The sequence below is a fragment of the Xanthomonas sp. LF06-19 genome (assembly GCF_034105425.1).
GTDB classification, from domain to species: domain Bacteria; phylum Pseudomonadota; class Gammaproteobacteria; order Xanthomonadales; family Xanthomonadaceae; genus Xanthomonas_A; species Xanthomonas_A sontii.
Genome location: NZ_JAXGGH010000004.1, coordinates 148563 through 164477, shown reverse-complemented (window position 1 = coordinate 164477; position 15915 = coordinate 148563). Strand labels below are relative to the sequence as shown.

Annotated in this window: 12 protein-coding genes and 1 pseudogene; 4 read left to right on the top strand and 9 right to left on the bottom strand. The window is 70.3% G+C overall.

Annotated elements, in window-relative coordinates; translation table 11 throughout:
• Positions 1-76: 76 nt before the first annotated feature.
• The 3 genes from SLW55_RS09970 (at position 77) to SLW55_RS09960 (ending at position 1878) form a co-directional block, all read left to right on the top strand.
• Positions 77-901, top strand: a complete 825-nt coding sequence (locus SLW55_RS09970) for a hypothetical protein (RefSeq protein WP_320694613.1) — start codon at positions 77-79, stop codon at positions 899-901.
• Positions 902-994: 93 nt separating this feature from the next.
• Entirely contained in the window at positions 995-1252 is a 258-nt protein-coding gene (locus SLW55_RS09965; protein WP_017909407.1) for an acyl-CoA-binding protein, read from the top strand.
• On the top strand, positions 1252-1878 hold the full coding sequence (locus tag SLW55_RS09960) for a TetR/AcrR family transcriptional regulator (RefSeq protein WP_320745025.1): 627 nt from the start codon (positions 1252-1254) through the stop codon (positions 1876-1878). Before SLW55_RS09965 ends, SLW55_RS09960 begins: the two co-directional genes overlap by 1 nt.
• A 42-nt stretch (positions 1879-1920) precedes the next feature.
• Here SLW55_RS09960 and SLW55_RS09955 read toward each other — a convergent pair whose 3' ends face one another.
• Positions 1921-2409, bottom strand: coding sequence for a GNAT family N-acetyltransferase (locus SLW55_RS09955; RefSeq protein WP_242004189.1), 489 nt, complete (start codon positions 2407-2409; stop codon positions 1921-1923).
• A gap of 77 nt (positions 2410-2486) precedes the next feature.
• Entirely contained in the window at positions 2487-2891 is a 405-nt protein-coding gene (locus tag SLW55_RS09950; RefSeq protein WP_148828293.1) for a hypothetical protein, read from the bottom strand.
• Positions 2892-3052: 161 nt separating this feature from the next.
• Between SLW55_RS09950 and SLW55_RS09945 the strand changes: the two genes are divergently transcribed.
• A complete protein-coding gene (locus SLW55_RS09945) occupies positions 3053-3907 on the top strand; it encodes a hypothetical protein (RefSeq protein WP_267092368.1) in 855 nt (284 codons plus the stop codon).
• 241 nt (positions 3908-4148) lie between these two features.
• Here the strand turns inward: SLW55_RS09945 and SLW55_RS09940 are convergent.
• The 7 genes and pseudogenes from SLW55_RS09940 to ligA all read right to left on the bottom strand — a co-directional run bounded on the left by SLW55_RS09940 (position 4149) and on the right by ligA (position 15877).
• Positions 4149-6574, bottom strand: a pseudogene (locus SLW55_RS09940) (membrane-bound PQQ-dependent dehydrogenase, glucose/quinate/shikimate family).
• A 356-nt stretch (positions 6575-6930) separates the two neighbouring features.
• Positions 6931-9747, bottom strand: a complete 2817-nt coding sequence (gyrA, locus tag SLW55_RS09935) for a DNA gyrase subunit A (protein ID WP_295970001.1) — start codon at positions 9745-9747, stop codon at positions 6931-6933.
• Between the two features lie 211 nt (positions 9748-9958).
• On the bottom strand, positions 9959-11023 hold the full coding sequence (gene mtnA, locus SLW55_RS09930; protein WP_267124146.1) for an S-methyl-5-thioribose-1-phosphate isomerase: 1065 nt from the start codon (positions 11021-11023) through the stop codon (positions 9959-9961).
• A 61-nt stretch (positions 11024-11084) separates the two neighbouring features.
• Positions 11085-11729, bottom strand: a complete 645-nt coding sequence (locus SLW55_RS09925) for a DUF3011 domain-containing protein (RefSeq protein WP_295941135.1) — start codon at positions 11727-11729, stop codon at positions 11085-11087.
• 199 nt (positions 11730-11928) lie between these two features.
• The gene (epmA, locus tag SLW55_RS09920; protein WP_295941061.1) at positions 11929-12879 is read right to left on the bottom strand and encodes an EF-P lysine aminoacylase EpmA; all 951 of its coding nucleotides are present in this window, start codon (positions 12877-12879) and stop codon (positions 11929-11931) included.
• Positions 12879-13364 (bottom strand): GNAT family N-acetyltransferase, encoded by a 486-nt coding sequence (locus SLW55_RS09915; protein WP_320745023.1) that lies wholly within the window; start codon positions 13362-13364, stop codon positions 12879-12881. The genes epmA and SLW55_RS09915 overlap by 1 nt, the downstream gene beginning before the upstream one ends.
• A complete protein-coding gene (ligA, locus tag SLW55_RS09910) occupies positions 13361-15877 on the bottom strand; it encodes an NAD-dependent DNA ligase LigA (RefSeq protein WP_320745022.1) in 2517 nt (838 codons plus the stop codon). The genes SLW55_RS09915 and ligA overlap by 4 nt, the downstream gene beginning before the upstream one ends.
• Positions 15878-15915 lie beyond the last annotated feature (38 nt).

The window sequence follows — 15915 nt, the reverse complement described above, 5'->3', positions numbered from 1 at the left end:
GTCACCCCTCGCACGATGCAGCCTCAAGTTCGGCCGAGCCGCGCCGACAAGGGATGCATCGTTTCAAGGAGCCTGCATGGGCATCCTGATCTACCTCACTCCTGCCGTGGCGCTGTGGGCTGCCGTTGCCACAGCGTTCGCGCATGGCTTGTTCCAGCGTCTGGGGCATGCCTATCGGCGCGACGCGACTGCGAAGGAGACGATCGCGCGGTATCAGGCGGCGCTGAGCCAGCTGAAGGCGCAGGCCGCCGCCAGCGCACAGGAACTGGAAACGCTGCGCCAGGACCACGAGCGCCTGCGCGCGACCTACGAATACGAGGCAGCGCCCGCAGCGGCGGCGTCCGCCAACGCCGCACCGGCCGCGGCGCCTTCGCCCGCCCCCCCGAAGCCGGGGCCGGCACCGGCGGTTCCCCCGGCCGCGCCGCCATCGACCATCGCCCTGGCGCAGATCGACATCGCCGACGAAGTCGGCACCCTGCTCGCCCACGTCGCCCGCGTGGCGCGCAGCATTCGCCGCTACAGCGCCTACAGCCGCGGCCACAACGGCCCGGAGCCGGCCAGCGCGCGCTACGACCTGCACTGGCTCTCCGACTGCCTGCACAACCTGGACCAGGTCGGCCATGCGCTGGCGCGCAACAACATGGAAACCCTCACCGCCGCCTGCACCGAACTGCTGACCATGTACGAGCAGTACCTGCGCGACGGTTCCGGCTACAACAGCCGCGACACCTTCCAGCGGCTCAGCACGCAGGTGCCGCTGGCCGAAGTCACCGATGCAATCCGTTCCATCGCGGCCAAGGCCTCGCTGGCGCGACAGGCGCAGGCCGCCCACGAAGAGGCCGCGCATGCGCACGAACGCGTCGCCGACAGCCGCCAGGCCGACGCCCTGTCGATACTGTAACCGCGGCGTCCTCGCCGGCCACCGGCCACGGCCCGCGTTGACCCGGCCTCCCGCCCGTGCTGTGATGCCTGCCGGTCAGGGCGGAGCGGGATCATGGCAGACAGCAAGGCGGCCTTCGAGAAAGCGGTCCAGGACATCAAGCAGCGGGCCGAGCGCCCCGACAACGACACCCTGTTGCGGCTGTACGCGCTGTACAAGCAAGGCTCGGAGGGCGACGTCAGCGGCGCCAAGCCGGGCTTCTTCGACTTCGTCGGCACCGCCAAGTACGAGGCCTGGGCCAAGCTCAAGGGCGTGCCGCAGGCGGAAGCGCAGAAGAAATACGTGGACCTGGTGAAGAAGCTGCTGGCCTGATGGCCCGCGACACCCGGCGGCGCATCCTCGAGACCGCCCTGGCGATGTTCAACGCGCAGGGCGAGCCGCACGTCACCACCAACCACATCGCCGACGAGCTGGAGATCAGCCCCGGCAACCTGTACTACCACTTCCGCAACAAGGACGACATCATCGAGCACCTGTTCGCGCACTACGAGGAGCGCATGGACGCGGCGCTGGCGCTGCCGAGCGCGCGTCTGCCGGGGCTGGAGGATATCTGGCTGCAGTTGCACCTGGTGTTCGAGTGCATCTGGGACTACCGCTTCCTGTACCGCGACCTGGTCGAGATCCTCAGCCGCAGCCGGCGCCTGCGCCTGCGCTTCGCGCGCATCCTGCGCCGTGCCGACGCCAGCGTGCAGGCGGTGTTCGAGGGACTCGCGCAGACCGGCGCGATGCGCGCCAGCGCCCAGGAACGCGGCGGCGTGGCCACCAACGTGCTGGTGGTGGCCACGTTCTGGCTCAACTACGCGGCCGCGCGCGGCGAGAAGGACGAGCGAGTGGCGATCCGCCACGGCATCGTGCAGGTGATGCAACTGGTCGCGCCGTTCCTGCGCGACGCCGAACGCGCGCACCTGACCGCGTTGATGGACGCCTATCTGGATTGAAGCACCCTGCCCCGCGCGCAAGCACAGGCGGGGCGGTGCCGCTCAGTCGGCGGCAGCCTGCGCGGCTGGCCCGTCGAGCCGGTAGACCTTGCAGACCAGGCCCGGCGGGGTGCGGTAGGTGCGAAAGCCGATGGCCTCGTAGTACGCCTGCCCGAGCGCATTGTCGGCGGCGATGCTGGCGTCGATCTGCGCCAGCCCGGCGCTGCGCGCGGCCGCACAGGTGGCCCGGAACAGCGCGCTGCCGACCCCACGGCGCGCCGCGCGCGGGTCGACGTGGGTGCCGATGATGCCCCAGCCCTCGGCCACGTCGTAGGCATTGCCGGCACGCGCGATGCGCAGCGACTGGAAGCCGAGGACACGCCCGTCGGCGTCCTCGGCCAGCACGCATTGGAGACGATCGGGATGCTGCAGGTAGGTCGCGCGCACCGTCGCCAGATCGGTCGGCGCCTTGCGCAGGCCGGCCGCGAAGATCGCGTCCTGCACCGCGACCATCGCCTCGGCATCGTCAAGCGTGGCGGGCCGGATCTGCATGGTGCCGTCTCTCGTCAGGTCGTGGCCGGCGAGTATGCCCGAGCGTGGCCGGCCGCCATGCGTGCGGAGGCGCCGGGTCAGGCGCCAGCGCGACGACGGCCAGTCACACGCTTGGCCGGGCTGCGCTTGGCCGCCGCCGGCTTGGCGCCGCGCTTGCCCGTCGCGGCGCGCTTGCGCGACTGCGGACGCGCCTGCAACCCCAACTTCACCAGCACCGGCTGCAGGCGCGCCTCGACCTCGGCGCTCAACGGCTGCACCTGACCACGCAGCGCCGCCGCGCCCTCGCGCACGCTACTCTCGGCCTCGTCGGCCAGTTGCGTGGCCAGCGCCTTGAGCGTCGCCGCGCCCTGCGCGGCATCGGCGGCGGCGGCCAGCGCGCGCTTGCGGGTCAGCGCGACCACGCCCAGCCCGGCCAGCCACAGGTGCCGCGGGTTCAGCCGGTCCGGCCGCAGCGCGGAAGTGGAACGCTTCTTGGTCGCCATCGCACGATCTCCAGAGAGGCCGGCAGTGGCCCCGATGCGCACCATGCTGGCGCCGGCCGCTTGAGCAAACACACTATCGGCGCCCTACCCTTGCCACGCGCCGGCAGCGGCGCCATGCTCGGCGCGGACGCCGTGGCCCGGCGCCGCACAGGGAGATCCGCATGGCAGCAAAATCGGGCGCGTGGGCGCCGTTTCCGTACGACGCCAAGGCCTACGCCTACGCCGGCGAGGCGCTGAAGAAAGCGTGGCCCAAGCTGCACGCTGGCGACCGCGAACCCTATCCGGACCCGGCACGCGCGCAGGCCCTGCTCGACGCAGCCGGCAAGGCCGGCAAGGGCCACGACGCGCAGACCCTGTCGGCCGCGCTGATCGAGGCCTGGCGGGCGTTCCACCATGGGCAGTTCCAGCAGGCCTACGAGGCCGGCAAGGCGCTGGGCGTGTTCGGCGCCTCGGTCACGGTCAAGGCGATCGGCATCCACGCCGGCTATCTGGTCGAGGACGAAAAAGAGCAGTTGCAGCGGCTGCAGCAGGCCGCGACGCTGGCCGAGGCGGCGATCGCCGCGCTGCCGGACGAGGCCAACAGCCACTACCGCCACGCCTTCGCGCTGGGCCGCTACAGCCAGGGATTGAGCATCGTCAAGGCGCTCAAGCAGGGCATCGCCAGCAAGGTGCGCGCCTCGCTGGAAGCGGCCCTGGAGCTGGAGCCCAAGCATGCCGAGGCGCACATGGCACTGGCCCTGTACCACGCCGAGATCATCGGCAAGGTCGGCGCGATGATCGGCGGCCTGACCTACGGGGCGAAGGCGGCCACCGCCGAACAGCACATCCAGCAGGCGCTGAAGCTGGTGCCGGACGCGCCGATCGCCCACGTCGAACACGCCAACGTGCTGCTGTTGCTGCATGGGGACAAGCGCGAGGAAGACGCCGCCGCGGCGTTCGAGAAGGCCGCCAAGCTCAAGCCGCGCGATGCGATGGAAGCGCTGGACGCAGCGTTTGCTCGCGATCAGTTGGAGTAGACGCCGGCGCAAGTTGAGCGTATCGCGATGTTTTCTCGTAGGGGCGGCTTCAGCCGCGACAGGCCTTCCGGTGAACGCCTGTCGCGGCTGAAGCCGCTCCGTCGACAAATCACACATGCGTAAACGCACGCACCGCGACGGGATCGGCGTGTTCGCGGCACAAGGCCAATCACACCCTTCCCGCACCCACCCCGTCCCGTCGCCGCGACGCCGCATCGCGACCTCGCAGCGACGGCCCGCATCAGCCTGCCGGCGGTAGCGCATAGGCGATCACGTAGTCGCCGCGCTTGGTCTCCATGAAGTGATGGCCGGCGGCGACGATGATCAGGTACTCGCGCCCGTCGACCGCGTACACCATCGGCGTGGCCTGGCCACCGGCCGGCAGCTTGGCCTGCCACAGGGTCTTGCCGCTGGCCAGGTCGATCGCGCGGATCAGGTCGTCGGTCGCCGCAGCGATGAAGATCAGCCCGCTGGCGCTGACCACGGCGCCGCCGTTGTTGGGCGTGCCGATCTCGATCGGCAAGCCGGAGTGGATGCCGAACGGGCCATTGCCGCGCGCGCTGCCGAACGGACGGTCCCACAGAGTCTTGCCACTGGCCAGGTCGATCGCACGGATGCCGCCGTACGGCGGCTGCTTGCACAGCAGCCCGGTGAACGGCAGGCGCCAGCCGGCGTTGACGTTGATCGCGTACGGCGTGCCGGCCTGCGGATCGCCGGCGCCCTCTGCGCCGCCGCTGTCGCCGCGCACCTGGTCGCGCGGCGCCCAGCCCAGCTTGTCGGCCTTGGCCCGCGGCACCAGCCGGTTGTAGTTGGGCATGTCGTTGTAGTTGGCGACGATCACCCCACGCTGCGGATCCACCGCCACGCTGCCCCAGTCCGAGCCGCCGTTGTAGCCGGGGTACTCGATCGAATGGCGGTCGGCTTCCGGCGGCGTGTAGATGCCCTTGTAGCTGGCACTGCGGAACTGGATGCGGCACACCAGTTGGTCGATCGGGGTCATGCCCCACATGTCGCGCTCAGTCAGGTCGCGCTTGCGCAGCGAGTGGTACAGCGAGAACGGCTGGGTCTTGGCGCGGCGCTGCGGCTCCACACCGCCACCCGGCACCGCGCGTTCCTCGACCCCGACCAGCGGCTTGCCGGTGCGCCGGTCGAGCACGTACAGCTCGCCCTGCTTGCTCGGCAGCAGCACCGCCGGCACGGTGGTGCCGTCGTGCGGGAAATCCAGCAACGTCGGTTGCGAACCCAGGTCGTAGTCCCACACGTCGATGTGGGTGGTCTGGAAATTCCACACCGGCTTGCCGGTGGTGACGTCCAGCGCGACCAGCGAGGTCGCATAGCGGTCTTCCTGCGGAGTGCGCGAACTGCTCCAGTAGTCGGCCGAGGAATTGCCCATCGGCAGGTACACGTAGCCGAGTTGCTCGTCGCCGGCTGCGCTGGTCCACATGTTGGGCGTACCACGGGTCCAGGTCTGCCCCGGCGGCGGCGCGCCGGTCCAGTCCGGATGGGTCATGTCCCAGGCCCAGCGGAGCGCACCGGTCACCGCGTCGAAGCCCTGGATCACGCCCGACGGTTCATAGCGCTTCTGTCCGTCCAGCACCTGGTGGCCGGTGACGACGACCCCGCGCACGATGGTCGGCGGCGAATTGATCGAGACGTAGCCCGGCGGCGTGGAGCCCATGCCGACGGTGATGTCGACCTGGCCATGCTGGCCGAAGTCCTCGCAGGGCTTGCCGTCGGCCGCATCGACCGCGACCAGGCGTCCGTCCAGGGTGCCTTCGATGATGCGCTGGCGGCAGGCCGCCGACGCCGTAGCCTGAGCGTCGGGCACCGCGTAATAGCTTACGCCGCGGCAGGCGGCGGTATACGGGATTGCCTTGTCCGCCACCTTGGGATCGTAGCGCCAGCGCTCGCGGCCGCTGCGCGCATCCAGCGCGATCAGCTGGTTGCGTGCGCTGCACAGGTACAGGCTGTCGCCGATCTTCAGGGGCGTGGTTTCCGCGCCCCAGCGCTTGTCCGGCAGGTCGCCGGTGCGGAAGGTCCAGGCGGTACGCAACTGCGCCACGTTGTCCGGAGCGATCTGCCGCAGCGGCGTGTAGCGGCTGCCGGCATTGTCGCGACCGTAGGCGGCCCAGTCGGCATCGGCGGGCGCGTCGGCCGGCTGCGCGCCGGTGCGCGGGCTTGCCAGCGCCGCGGCCATGCCCGCCGCATGCGCCAGCGTGCCGTCGGCCTCGGTCACGCCGTACGGCAGGAATGCCAGCGCGAACGCGCCGACGAACACCAGCGCCAGCACCGCGGCGAGCGTGCGCGACAGCGTGCGCGAGAACGGCCGGTCCGCGGCAGCAGCAACGCCAGCAGCAGCGCCAGGAACACCATCAGGCCCATGCGCGGCACCCAGCGCCAGTAATCGGTGCCCGATTCCCACGCCGCCCACAGCAGCGACAGCAGGAAGGTCGCCGCAAACCACAGCGCACCATTGCGCCGCGCGCGCCACAGTTGCACGCCGGAGATCGTCAGGCCGAGGCCGGCGACCAGGTAGTACCAGGAGCCGCCCAGCGCCAGCAGCCAGGCGCCGCCAATCGCCAGCACTGCGCCGATCAGCGCGCAGGCGCCGCCGAGCAGGCGCAGCGGCCAGCCGCCACGACGCTGCGTTCGTTCGAATTCGTTCATTGCCACTCCTCGCAGGACACGGCCACGCGGAACATCCGCCGAGGCAGCGGCGCACGCGCGCCGCGCGTCCTTATCCCAGGCAGCCGGTGAATGCCGTGCGTTTCCTGCTGACACACGCTGACACGCAACCTTGCCGTCCTCGTGATCCAGCATCGACCTGGGCATCACGCGGCCTGTGTCGTCAAGAGCGACGACGACCCGACGATATGTGCAGTCGGTATGGCGTAGCGGTCGTACAAATGGCTGCCTTGGCGCCGCGTGTATACGCTCGCAGCAGGTCGCCCGCATCGTCAATGGTCATTCCGAAAACGACGACGCCGGCACGAGGCCGGCGTCGTCGTTCGCTCAGGAGCGGATCACGCCTGCGGCGGTGCAGCCTCGCCAGCGCCTTCGGCGACGCCGTCCTCGCCCGGCAGCACGTCCTCCTCGACCAGCGAGCCGTCCAGGCGTTCCACCGCCTGCAGCTTCTCGCCCTTGGACAGGCGGATCAGGGTCACGCCCTGGGTGTTGCGGCCGACGCGGGAGATTTCCGAGGCGCGGGTCCGCACCAGGGTGCCGCCGTCGGAGATCAGCAGCACTTCGTCGCGGGTGCTCAGCAGCACCGCACCGACCAGCTTGCCGTTGCGCTCGCTGGTCTGGATGCCGATGACGCCCTGGGTGCCGCGGCCCTTGCGCGGATACTCGCCCAGCGGGGTGCGCTTGCCGTAGCCGTTCTCGGTCGCGGTGAGGATGTAGGCATCGGCCTCGTCGCCGTTGCGCGCCTCGGCCTCGACCTCGGCGTCCGCTGCGGCGTCGACGTCGTCGGCGTCCTCGTCCTGGCCCACGGCCGGCTCGGCCACGATCAGGCTGACCACGTACTCGCTCTTGGCCAGGCGGATGCCGCGCACGCCGCGGCTGCTGCGTCCGGTCGGCTTGACCCCGCCGCGGCTCTTGCGCCGCACGCCACGGGCGTCGTCGCCCTCCTCGCCCGCGGCCTCGTCGTCGGCCACGACGCCGTCGTCGGCAGCGGCCTCGTCGATGGCCGCATCATCGGCCTCGTCGTCCTTGGGCCGTTCGGAGAAGCGCACGGTCTTGCCGTTGGAGGCGAACAGCAGCACGTCGCGCTCGCCGTCGGTGAGCGCGACGCCGACCAGGGCATCGCCCTCGTCGAGGTTGATCGCGATCTTGCCGATCTTGCGCTGGAACGCGAACTCGCTCAGCGGGGTCTTCTTGACCATGCCGTTGCGGGTGGCGAAGAACACGTAGCGGCCTTCGGCGTACTCGCGCACCGGCAGCACCGCCTGCACGCGCTCGCCGTTCTCCAGCGGAATCCAGTTGACGATCGGGCGGCCGCGCGCGTTCGGCCCTGCCTCGGGCAACTGGTGCACGGGCAGCCAGAACACCTTGCCGCTGCTGGTGAAGGTCAGCAGGGTGTCGTGGGTGTTGACCAGCCACAGCTGGTCGATGAAATCCTCTTCCTTGGTCGCCGCCGCGCTGCGGCCGCGGCCGCCGCGGCGCTGCGCGCGGTAGGCGCTGACCGGCTGGCGCTTGGCGTAGCCGGCGTGCGACAGGGTCACCACCACGTCTTCCGGCGCGATCAGGTCGAGGATGTCCAGATCCTCTTCGCTGTGGCGGATCTCGGTACGGCGTGCGTCGCCGTATTCCTCGCGGATGTTGACCAGTTCCTCGCGGATCACCTGCAGCAGCACGTCCGGGTTTTCCAGGATGCGGATCAGCCCGGCGATGGCGTCCAGCAGCTGCTTGTATTCCTCGGTCAGGCGCTCCTGTTCCAGGCCGGTCAGGCGGTGCAGGCGCATTTCCAGGATCTGCGTGGCCTGCACCTCGGTCAGCTGGTAGCCGCCGCCGACCAGGCCGACGCCGCTGGGCAGGTCTTCCGGGCGCGAGGCCTCGGCGCCGGCCGCGTTGAGCAGCGCGCCGACCAGGCCCGGTTGCCAGGTCTTGGCCAGCATGCGCTCGCGCGCTTCGTTCGGGTTCGCCGAGGTCTTGATCAGCTCGATCATCTCGTCGATGTTGGCGAGCGCGACGGTCAGGCCTTCGAGGATGTGCGCGCGGGCGCGCGCCTTGCGCAGTTCGAAGATGGTGCGGCGGGTGACCACTTCGCGGCGATGGCGGACGAAGGCCTCCAGCATCTGCTTGAGGTTCATCAGCTGCGGGCGGCCATCGACCAGCGCCACCATGTTGATGCCGAACACCGACTCCATCTGGGTCTGCTGGTACAGGTTGTTCAGCACCACGTCGGCGGCTTCGCCGCGCTTGACCTCGATGTAGATGCGCATGCCGTCCTTGTCGGACTCGTCGCGCAGCTCGCTGATGCCTTCGAGCTTCTTTTCCTTGACCAGCTCGGCGATCTTCTCGATCAGCCGCGCCTTGTTGACCTGGTACGGGATCTCGGTGACCACGATCGCTTCGCGGCCGTTGTCCTGGATCTCGATCTCGGCCTTGGCGCGCATGCGCACGCGGCCGCGGCCGGTGCGATAGCCGGCGACGATGCCGGTGGTGCCGTTGATGATGCCGGCAGTCGGGAAATCCGGGCCGGGGATGTGCTCCATCAACCCGTCGACGTCGATCTGCGGATTGTCGATCAGCGCCAGGCAGGCGTTGATCGACTCGGTCAGGTTGTGCGGCGGGATGTTGGTGGCCATGCCCACCGCGATGCCGGCCGAGCCGTTGACCAGCAGGCTCGGGAAGCGCGTCGGCATCACCGACGGTTCCTGTTCCTTCTCGTCGTAGTTGGGCTGGAAATCGACGGTTTCCTTGTCGATGTCGGCCATCATCTCGTGCGCGAGCCGCGACATGCGCGCCTCGGTGTAACGCATCGCCGCCGCGGAATCGCCGTCGACCGAACCGAAGTTACCCTGCCCGTCCACCATCAGGTAACGCAGCGAGAACGGCTGCGCCATGCGCACCAGGGTGTCGTACACCGACTGGTCGCCGTGCGGGTGGTACTTACCGATGACGTCGCCGACGATACGCGCCGACTTGTAGTAGGGCTTGTTGCTGTGCGCGCCCAACTCGTTCATCGCGAACAACACGCGGCGATGCACCGGCTTGAGGCCGTCGCGCGCATCCGGGAGGGCACGCCCCACGATCACGCTCATGGCGTAATCGAGGTAGCTCTTGCGCATCTCGTCTTCCAGGTTGACCTGGATGATTTCCTTGGCGGATTCTGCCATTCGGGTTCCGTAAGTCTGGTGGCGGATCGACCACCACGCCGGCCCGCGACAGGCGGGCCCGCCGCGGCCGCACGCCTAGGGCGCACGGCGGTCGATCGAACCGCCGGATTCTATCATGACGGGCGCCCGATTGCCCGGTTTTTGCCGGCGCGAACAAGCACTTGCGCGCCATCGGCCGCCTCTGCCGGGCGCGGCGGCGCTCCCCTGGAACTCAGCCGCCGAAGGCGGCGCGCATGCGCGCCGGGTCCGGCTGCTCGATCACCCCGCGCTCGGTGACGATGGCATCGATCAGGTCCGCCGGGGTCACGTCGAACACCGGGTTCCAGGCGGCGATGCCGTCGGCCACGGTGCGCGTGCCGCCGACGCCGAACAACTCGCCCGGATCGCGTTGCTCGATCTCGATCTGCGCGCCGTCGGCAGTGTCCATGTCCACGGTGGACGACGGCGCCACCACCATGAATTTGACGCCATGGTGGCGCGCGGCGATCGCCAGCTGGTAGGTGCCGATCTTGTTGGCGGTGTCGCCATTGGCGCAGATGCGGTCGGCGCCGACGATCACCCACTGCACCGCGCCGGTCTTCATCAGGTGCGAGGCAGCCGAATCGGCGATCAGGGTGGCGTCGATGCCGTCCTGCTGCAGTTCCCACACGGTCAGCCGCGCGCCCTGCAGCCACGGCCGGGTCTCGCCGGCGAACACCTTGGCGATGCGCTGCTGGGCGACGCCGGCGCGGATCACGCCCAGCGCGGTACCGAAGCCGGCGGTGGCCAGCGAGCCGGTGTTGCAATGGGTCAGCACGCCGCTGCCCGGCACGATCAGGCCGGCACCGAGCGCGCCCATATGCCGGTTGGCGGCCAGATCCTCTTCGGCGATCGCCTGCGCCTCGCGCTCCAGCACCGAGCGCCAGTCGCTGCCGGCCGCGCCCAGTGCCGTGCGCATGCGCGCCAGCGCCCAGGCCAGATTGACCGCCGTCGGGCGCGCGGCATTGAGCCGCTGCAAGGCCGGCTCCAGCTTCAGCAACGCCTCGGCGCCGTTCTCGGCCTGCACCTCGCGCGCGGCCAGCACCGTGCCCCAGCCTGCAGCGATGCCGATCGCCGGCGCGCCGCGCACGGCCAGGGCGTGGATCGCCGCGGCGACCTGGTCGCTGTCGGTGCAGCGCACGTGTTCGACCGCGAACGGCAGCTTGCGCTGGTCCAGCAGCTCCAGCGCGTCGCCGGTCCACAGGATCGGGCGGATATGGTCGTAGCGGGCGTAATCGATATCGAGGGCGGCGTTCATCGCGCCATTGTAAACGCCGGCGATTGCGGATTGAGGACGGCGCGCCACCGCGCCGGCGCGCTCAGTTGACGCCGAACTCGGCGCGGCAGCCCTTGTCGACCCAGATGCCGTCTCGGTCCCAGCCCCAGCTGTCGTCCTGCACGCAGGGCGCGCCGGACAGTTGCCGGCGCAGTTCGACACGATCCTGCACACTGACGCCGCAGCGGCGCCGCGCCTTGCCCTTGGATTCGCACAGCACCGGCCGCGGGCCGGCGGGGAAGCCGGAGCCGTCGGCGGCGCCGATCTCGAACTCGCCGCGGCAGCCGCGCGCGACCCAGATCTCGTTGCGGCGCACGCCCCAGCTGCGCTCCTCGCGGCATGGCACCGACGACAACTGCCGCATCAGCCGCACCGGCGCCCCGCGCAGCATCACCGGGCAACTCTCAAGGCGACCATCGGACTCGCAGCGCAACACGCGGCGCATCGCGCTGCGCGGCGCTTCCACCGGATTGGGACGGAATTCGGCGCGACAGCCCAGGGTCACCCACACGCCGGTGGCGTCGGAACCCCACTCGCTGCCACGGATGCAGTCGTTGTCGGAGAGTTGCCGCACCAGTTGCACGCCCTGGTCGGTGGACATCGGACAGTGCACCCAGGTCATGTCGCGCGACTCGCAGCGGACCACCGCGGCATCGTACGCATCGGTGTCCTGCGCCGGCGATGGCATCGGCCACACGCTTGCCGCCAACCCCAGCCAACACCAGCCACCGAGCCCGTACGCCCACTTCATGCTTGGCTCTGCCCCTATGCCTAGAACCTGAACAACGAAGACCTGCTGGCGCGCAGCGTGCGCTTGCCGTGCCCGATCAAACCATCATCGGTGTGGACAACGCAACAACGCGCCGCGAAAACACGTGACGGCCGGTTCAGGCATGCGCGAAATCGTAGGCGAGCACCTCGCCGATCTGCGCGGTGCCGCGCATCGCCATCAGCAGCCGGTCCACGCCCACTGCCACGCCGGCGCAATCGGGCAGCGCCGGCAGCGCCTGCAGCAGGCGTTCGTCCAGCGGCGGCAGCACCGCGCCGCGTGCCTGGCGCAGCGCGTGGTCGCGCAGAAAACGCCGGCGCTGCTCGGCGGCATCGTTGAGCTCGTGGTAGCCGTTGGCCAGTTCGTAGCCGCCCAGGTACAGCTCGAAGCGCTCGGCCACCGGCGGGTCGTCCTCGCGCACGCGCGCCAGCGCGCACTGGCTGGCCGGCCAGTCGTGGACCACGGTGAGGCGGTCGACCGGGAACGCCGGCTGCAGGCAATGGGTCATCAGCAGGTCCAGCCAGTCGTCGCGGCCCAGGCCGTCGGCATCGATACGGATCTCGCGTAGCGGCTGCTGCAGCGCCTCCAACGGCGCAGCGAATGGATCCAGGCCCAGCCCCTGCTGGAACAGCTCGCGGTAGCTGAGCACCTGCAGCGTGGCGCTGCGCCCGACCAGGGCCAACGCCGTGCGCACCAGCTCCACGGTTTCCTCGATCAATTGCCGGTGATCCCAGCCGACCCGGTACCACTCGAGCATGGTGAACTCAGGATTGTGGCGGCCGCCGGCCTCGCCGTTGCGGAACACCCGCCCCAGTTCGTAGCAATCGCCGATGCCGGCGGCGAGCAGCCGCTTCAGCGGATACTCGGGCGAGGTGCGCAGCCAGCGCAGCGCCGGACCGGCGTCGACATGGCCGCTGAAGCGGGTCTGGAAGCTGTCGATGTTCGGCTCGGTATTGCCGGCCGCCGACAGCATCGGCGTCTCCACTTCCAGCACGCCGCGCGCGGCAAAGAAGCCGCGGATGGCGGCGTTGAGCCGGGCGCGCAATTGCAGGACGGACAGCAGGTCCATCACGGCGCCGTGTCGAGCCGGCGGCTCAGTTGGTCGCGCGCGTCGTCGCGGTAGCCCAGGCCCAGGTACAGGCGCTTGGCGGCGGCGTTGTGGTGATTGACCTCCATCCGCAGCACGTCCACGCCCAGCGCGCGGGCGCGCGCCTCGACCAGCGCCACCGCCCGCCGCCCCCAGCCGCGGCCGCGTGCGGCCGGGCCCAGGTACAACTCGTCGAGCAGCAGATAGCGCCCGCCCAGTTCGACGCTGAAACAAGCGGTGATCAGCGCATAGCCCACCACCGCGCCGTCCGGCGCCAGCCACAGCAGCGCCTCGCCCAGTGCCGGCTGGGTCAGCAACGCCTGCAGGCCGCGCGCCACGCGCTCGGCGTCGAACGCGATGCCGTCCTCGGCGTAGAACGCCTGCAGCATCGCCAGCAAGGCTGGCTCATCGGCCGCGTTGGCGGTGCGCCAGCGCAGTTCCTCCTGCGTGGTGCCAAGCGCGCTCATGCGCCCTGCCCCTGCGACTGCAGGAACGCCAGCAACTGCGCCTCGTCCCACACCGCCACGCCCAGCTCCTGCGCCTTGTCGAGCTTGGAACCGGCAGCCTCGCCGGCGACCACGAACGCGGTCTTCTTCGATACGCTGCCGGCGACCTTGGCGCCCAGCGCCTCCAGTTGCGCCTTGGCCTCGTCGCGGGTCAGCGCGGTCAGGGTGCCGGTCAGCACCACGGTCTGCCCATCCAGCGGGCCGGCGCGACGCTGCGTCTGCGCCGGCGCGGCATCGAGCAGGCGTTGCATCGCCGCCTCGGCGTCCAACAGCGCCTGCTTCTGTGCCGGATCGGCCAGGTACGCAGCCAGGTTGGCGGCGCCGGCCGTGGACAGCCCCGCCCCGGTCCAGCCGCTTTCGTTGGCGCGCAGCAAGGCGTCCAACGTGCCGTAGGTGGCGGCCAGGCGCTGCGCGCTCTTGCCGCCGAGCTTGTCCACCGGCAGCGTGCCCAGCAGATGCGCCAGATCCAGGCGCTCACGCAATTCCGCCGGCGGTGCGCCCTCGTCGGAAAAGCGAATGCCGGCGGCGATCAGCGCATCGACTACCGCGGCGTTGCCGGGTTGCTCGAAGAACGTGGCGATCGAGCGCGCCACCTCGCCGCCGATGTCCGGCAAGGCCTGCAGCAGCACCGCCGGGGTGCTGCGCACGAACGCCAGCGAGCCCAGCCAGTAGGCCAGCGCCTTGGCCGTGGTCTCGCCCAGGTGCGGAATGCCCAGCGCGAACAGGAAACGCGGCAGCGTGGTGGCGCGGCTGGCGTCGATGCCGGCGACCAGATTCTCGGCCCACTTGGTCGCGAGCTTGCCGCCCAGGTCCACTGTCAGGTGCGCGCGCAGGAAGTCGGCGTGCCGCCACTGGGCGGCCTCGTCCTCCAACGCGGCGCGGCCGGCCGCGTCCAGCGCAAGCGCGCCCTTGCTGTCCTCCACCGCCTGCAGCAGGTCGGCGGCGGTGGCCGCGTCCAGCGCGGCCTTCATCCGTACCAGGTCCTCCACGCTCAAGGCGTACAGGTCGGCCAGCGACTGCACGAAGCCGAACTCGACCAGGGCATCGGCCTGGCGCTCGCCCAGGCCTTCGATGTCCATGGCGCGGCGCGAGGCGAAGTGCCGCACCGCCTCCTTGCGCTGCGCGGCGCAGGCCAGGCCGCCGCTGCAACGCCAGGCCACCGCGTCTTCTTCCTTGACCAGCTCGGAGCCACACACCGGGCAGGTCGCCGGCATCGTCCACGGCGCGGTGCCCGGCGGACGCCGTTCCTCGATCACCCGCACCACTTCCGGGATCACGTCGCCGGCGCGGCGCACGATCACGGTGTCGCCTTCGCGCACGTCCAGCCGCGCGATCTGGTCGGCATTGTGCAAGGTGGCGTTGGTGACGGTGACCCCGGCGACCTGCACCGGCTCCAGCCGCGCCACCGGGGTGACCGCACCGGTGCGGCCGATCTGCACCTCGATCGCGCGCAGCACGGTGGATTGTTCCTGCGCCGGGAACTTGTGCGCCAGCGCCCAGCGCGGCGCGCGCGAGACGAAGCCCATCGCCTCCTGCTGGTCGTAATCGTCGAGCTTGTAGACCACGCCGTCGATGTCGTAAGGCAAGCTGTCGCGAGCGGCGCCGATGCGGTGGAAATACGCGATCAGGCCATCGAAGCCGGTGGCGGTATCCGCCTCCGGGGCGACGGGGAAGCCGTAGTCGCGCAGCAGTTGCAGGGTCTGCGAATGGGTTTCGGGCAGTTCCAGGCCGCGGACCTCGCCCACCGAGTAGGCGAAGAACGCCAGCGGCCGGCGCCGGGTCACCGCCGGATCGAGCTGGCGCAGCGAGCCGGCGGCGCCGTTGCGCGGGTTGGCCAGCAGCTTTTCGTTGCGCTCCAGCGCCTGCGCGTTCCACGCGGCGAAGGCGGCGCGCGGCATGTAGATCTCGCCGCGCACTTCCAGCACCGCCGGCGGCGGCACGCCGAGGTCGCGCAGCTTCAACGGCACCGAACGCACCTGGCGCAGGTTGGCGGTGACGTCCTCGCCGGTGCTGCCGTCGCCGCGGGTGGCGCCCTGCACGAACACGCCATCCTCGTAGCGCAGGCTGATCGCCAGGCCATCGAGCTTCGGTTCCACCGAGAACACCGGCGCGGCCAGTTCGAGTTCGCGCTCGATGCGGCGCTCGAAATCGGCGACCTCGGCGAAGCGTGTGCGGTCGTCGGCGTCCTCGGCCACGCCCGGGGTTTCGAAAGCATTGGCCAGCGAGAGCATCGGGATCGCGTGGCGCACTTCGGGAAAGCCGCCGTCCGGGCGCGCGCCGACCTTGCGCGTCGGCGAATCCGCGCTGGCCAGCTCCGGGTGCGCGGCTTCCAGGGCCTCCAACTCGCGCATCAGCGCGTCGTACTCGGCATCGGGAATGGCGTTGTCGTCGAGCACGTAGTAGCGGTGATTGGCGTCGTCGATGCGCCGGCGCAACTCGGCGGCACGCTGCTGGGGATCGGGAATTGCGGTCATGCGCAGCGGAAATGCGGGTAACGGAGAGGGGGCGATAG

Coding starts and splice junctions, on each gene's coding strand:
- SLW55_RS09945 (WP_267092368.1), top strand. CDS start 3,053: ATGGCAGCAAAATCGGGCGCGTGGGCGCCGTTTCCGTACGACGCCAAG.
- SLW55_RS09950 (WP_148828293.1), bottom strand. CDS start 2,891: ATGGCGACCAAGAAGCGTTCCACTTCCGCGCTGCGGCCGGACCGGCTG.
- SLW55_RS09955 (WP_242004189.1), bottom strand. CDS start 2,409: ATGCAGATCCGGCCCGCCACGCTTGACGATGCCGAGGCGATGGTCGCG.
- mtnA (WP_267124146.1), bottom strand. CDS start 11,023: ATGAACGCCGCCCTCGATATCGATTACGCCCGCTACGACCATATCCGC.
- SLW55_RS09925 (WP_295941135.1), bottom strand. CDS start 11,729: ATGCCATCGCCGGCGCAGGACACCGATGCGTACGATGCCGCGGTGGTC.
- gyrA (WP_295970001.1), bottom strand. CDS start 9,747: ATGGCAGAATCCGCCAAGGAAATCATCCAGGTCAACCTGGAAGACGAG.
- SLW55_RS09965 (WP_017909407.1), top strand. CDS start 995: ATGGCAGACAGCAAGGCGGCCTTCGAGAAAGCGGTCCAGGACATCAAG.
- SLW55_RS09970 (WP_320694613.1), top strand. CDS start 77: ATGGGCATCCTGATCTACCTCACTCCTGCCGTGGCGCTGTGGGCTGCC.
- ligA (WP_320745022.1), bottom strand. CDS start 15,877: ATGACCGCAATTCCCGATCCCCAGCAGCGTGCCGCCGAGTTGCGCCGG.
- SLW55_RS09915 (WP_320745023.1), bottom strand. CDS start 13,364: ATGAGCGCGCTTGGCACCACGCAGGAGGAACTGCGCTGGCGCACCGCC.
- epmA (WP_295941061.1), bottom strand. CDS start 12,879: ATGGACCTGCTGTCCGTCCTGCAATTGCGCGCCCGGCTCAACGCCGCC.
- SLW55_RS09960 (WP_320745025.1), top strand. CDS start 1,252: ATGGCCCGCGACACCCGGCGGCGCATCCTCGAGACCGCCCTGGCGATG.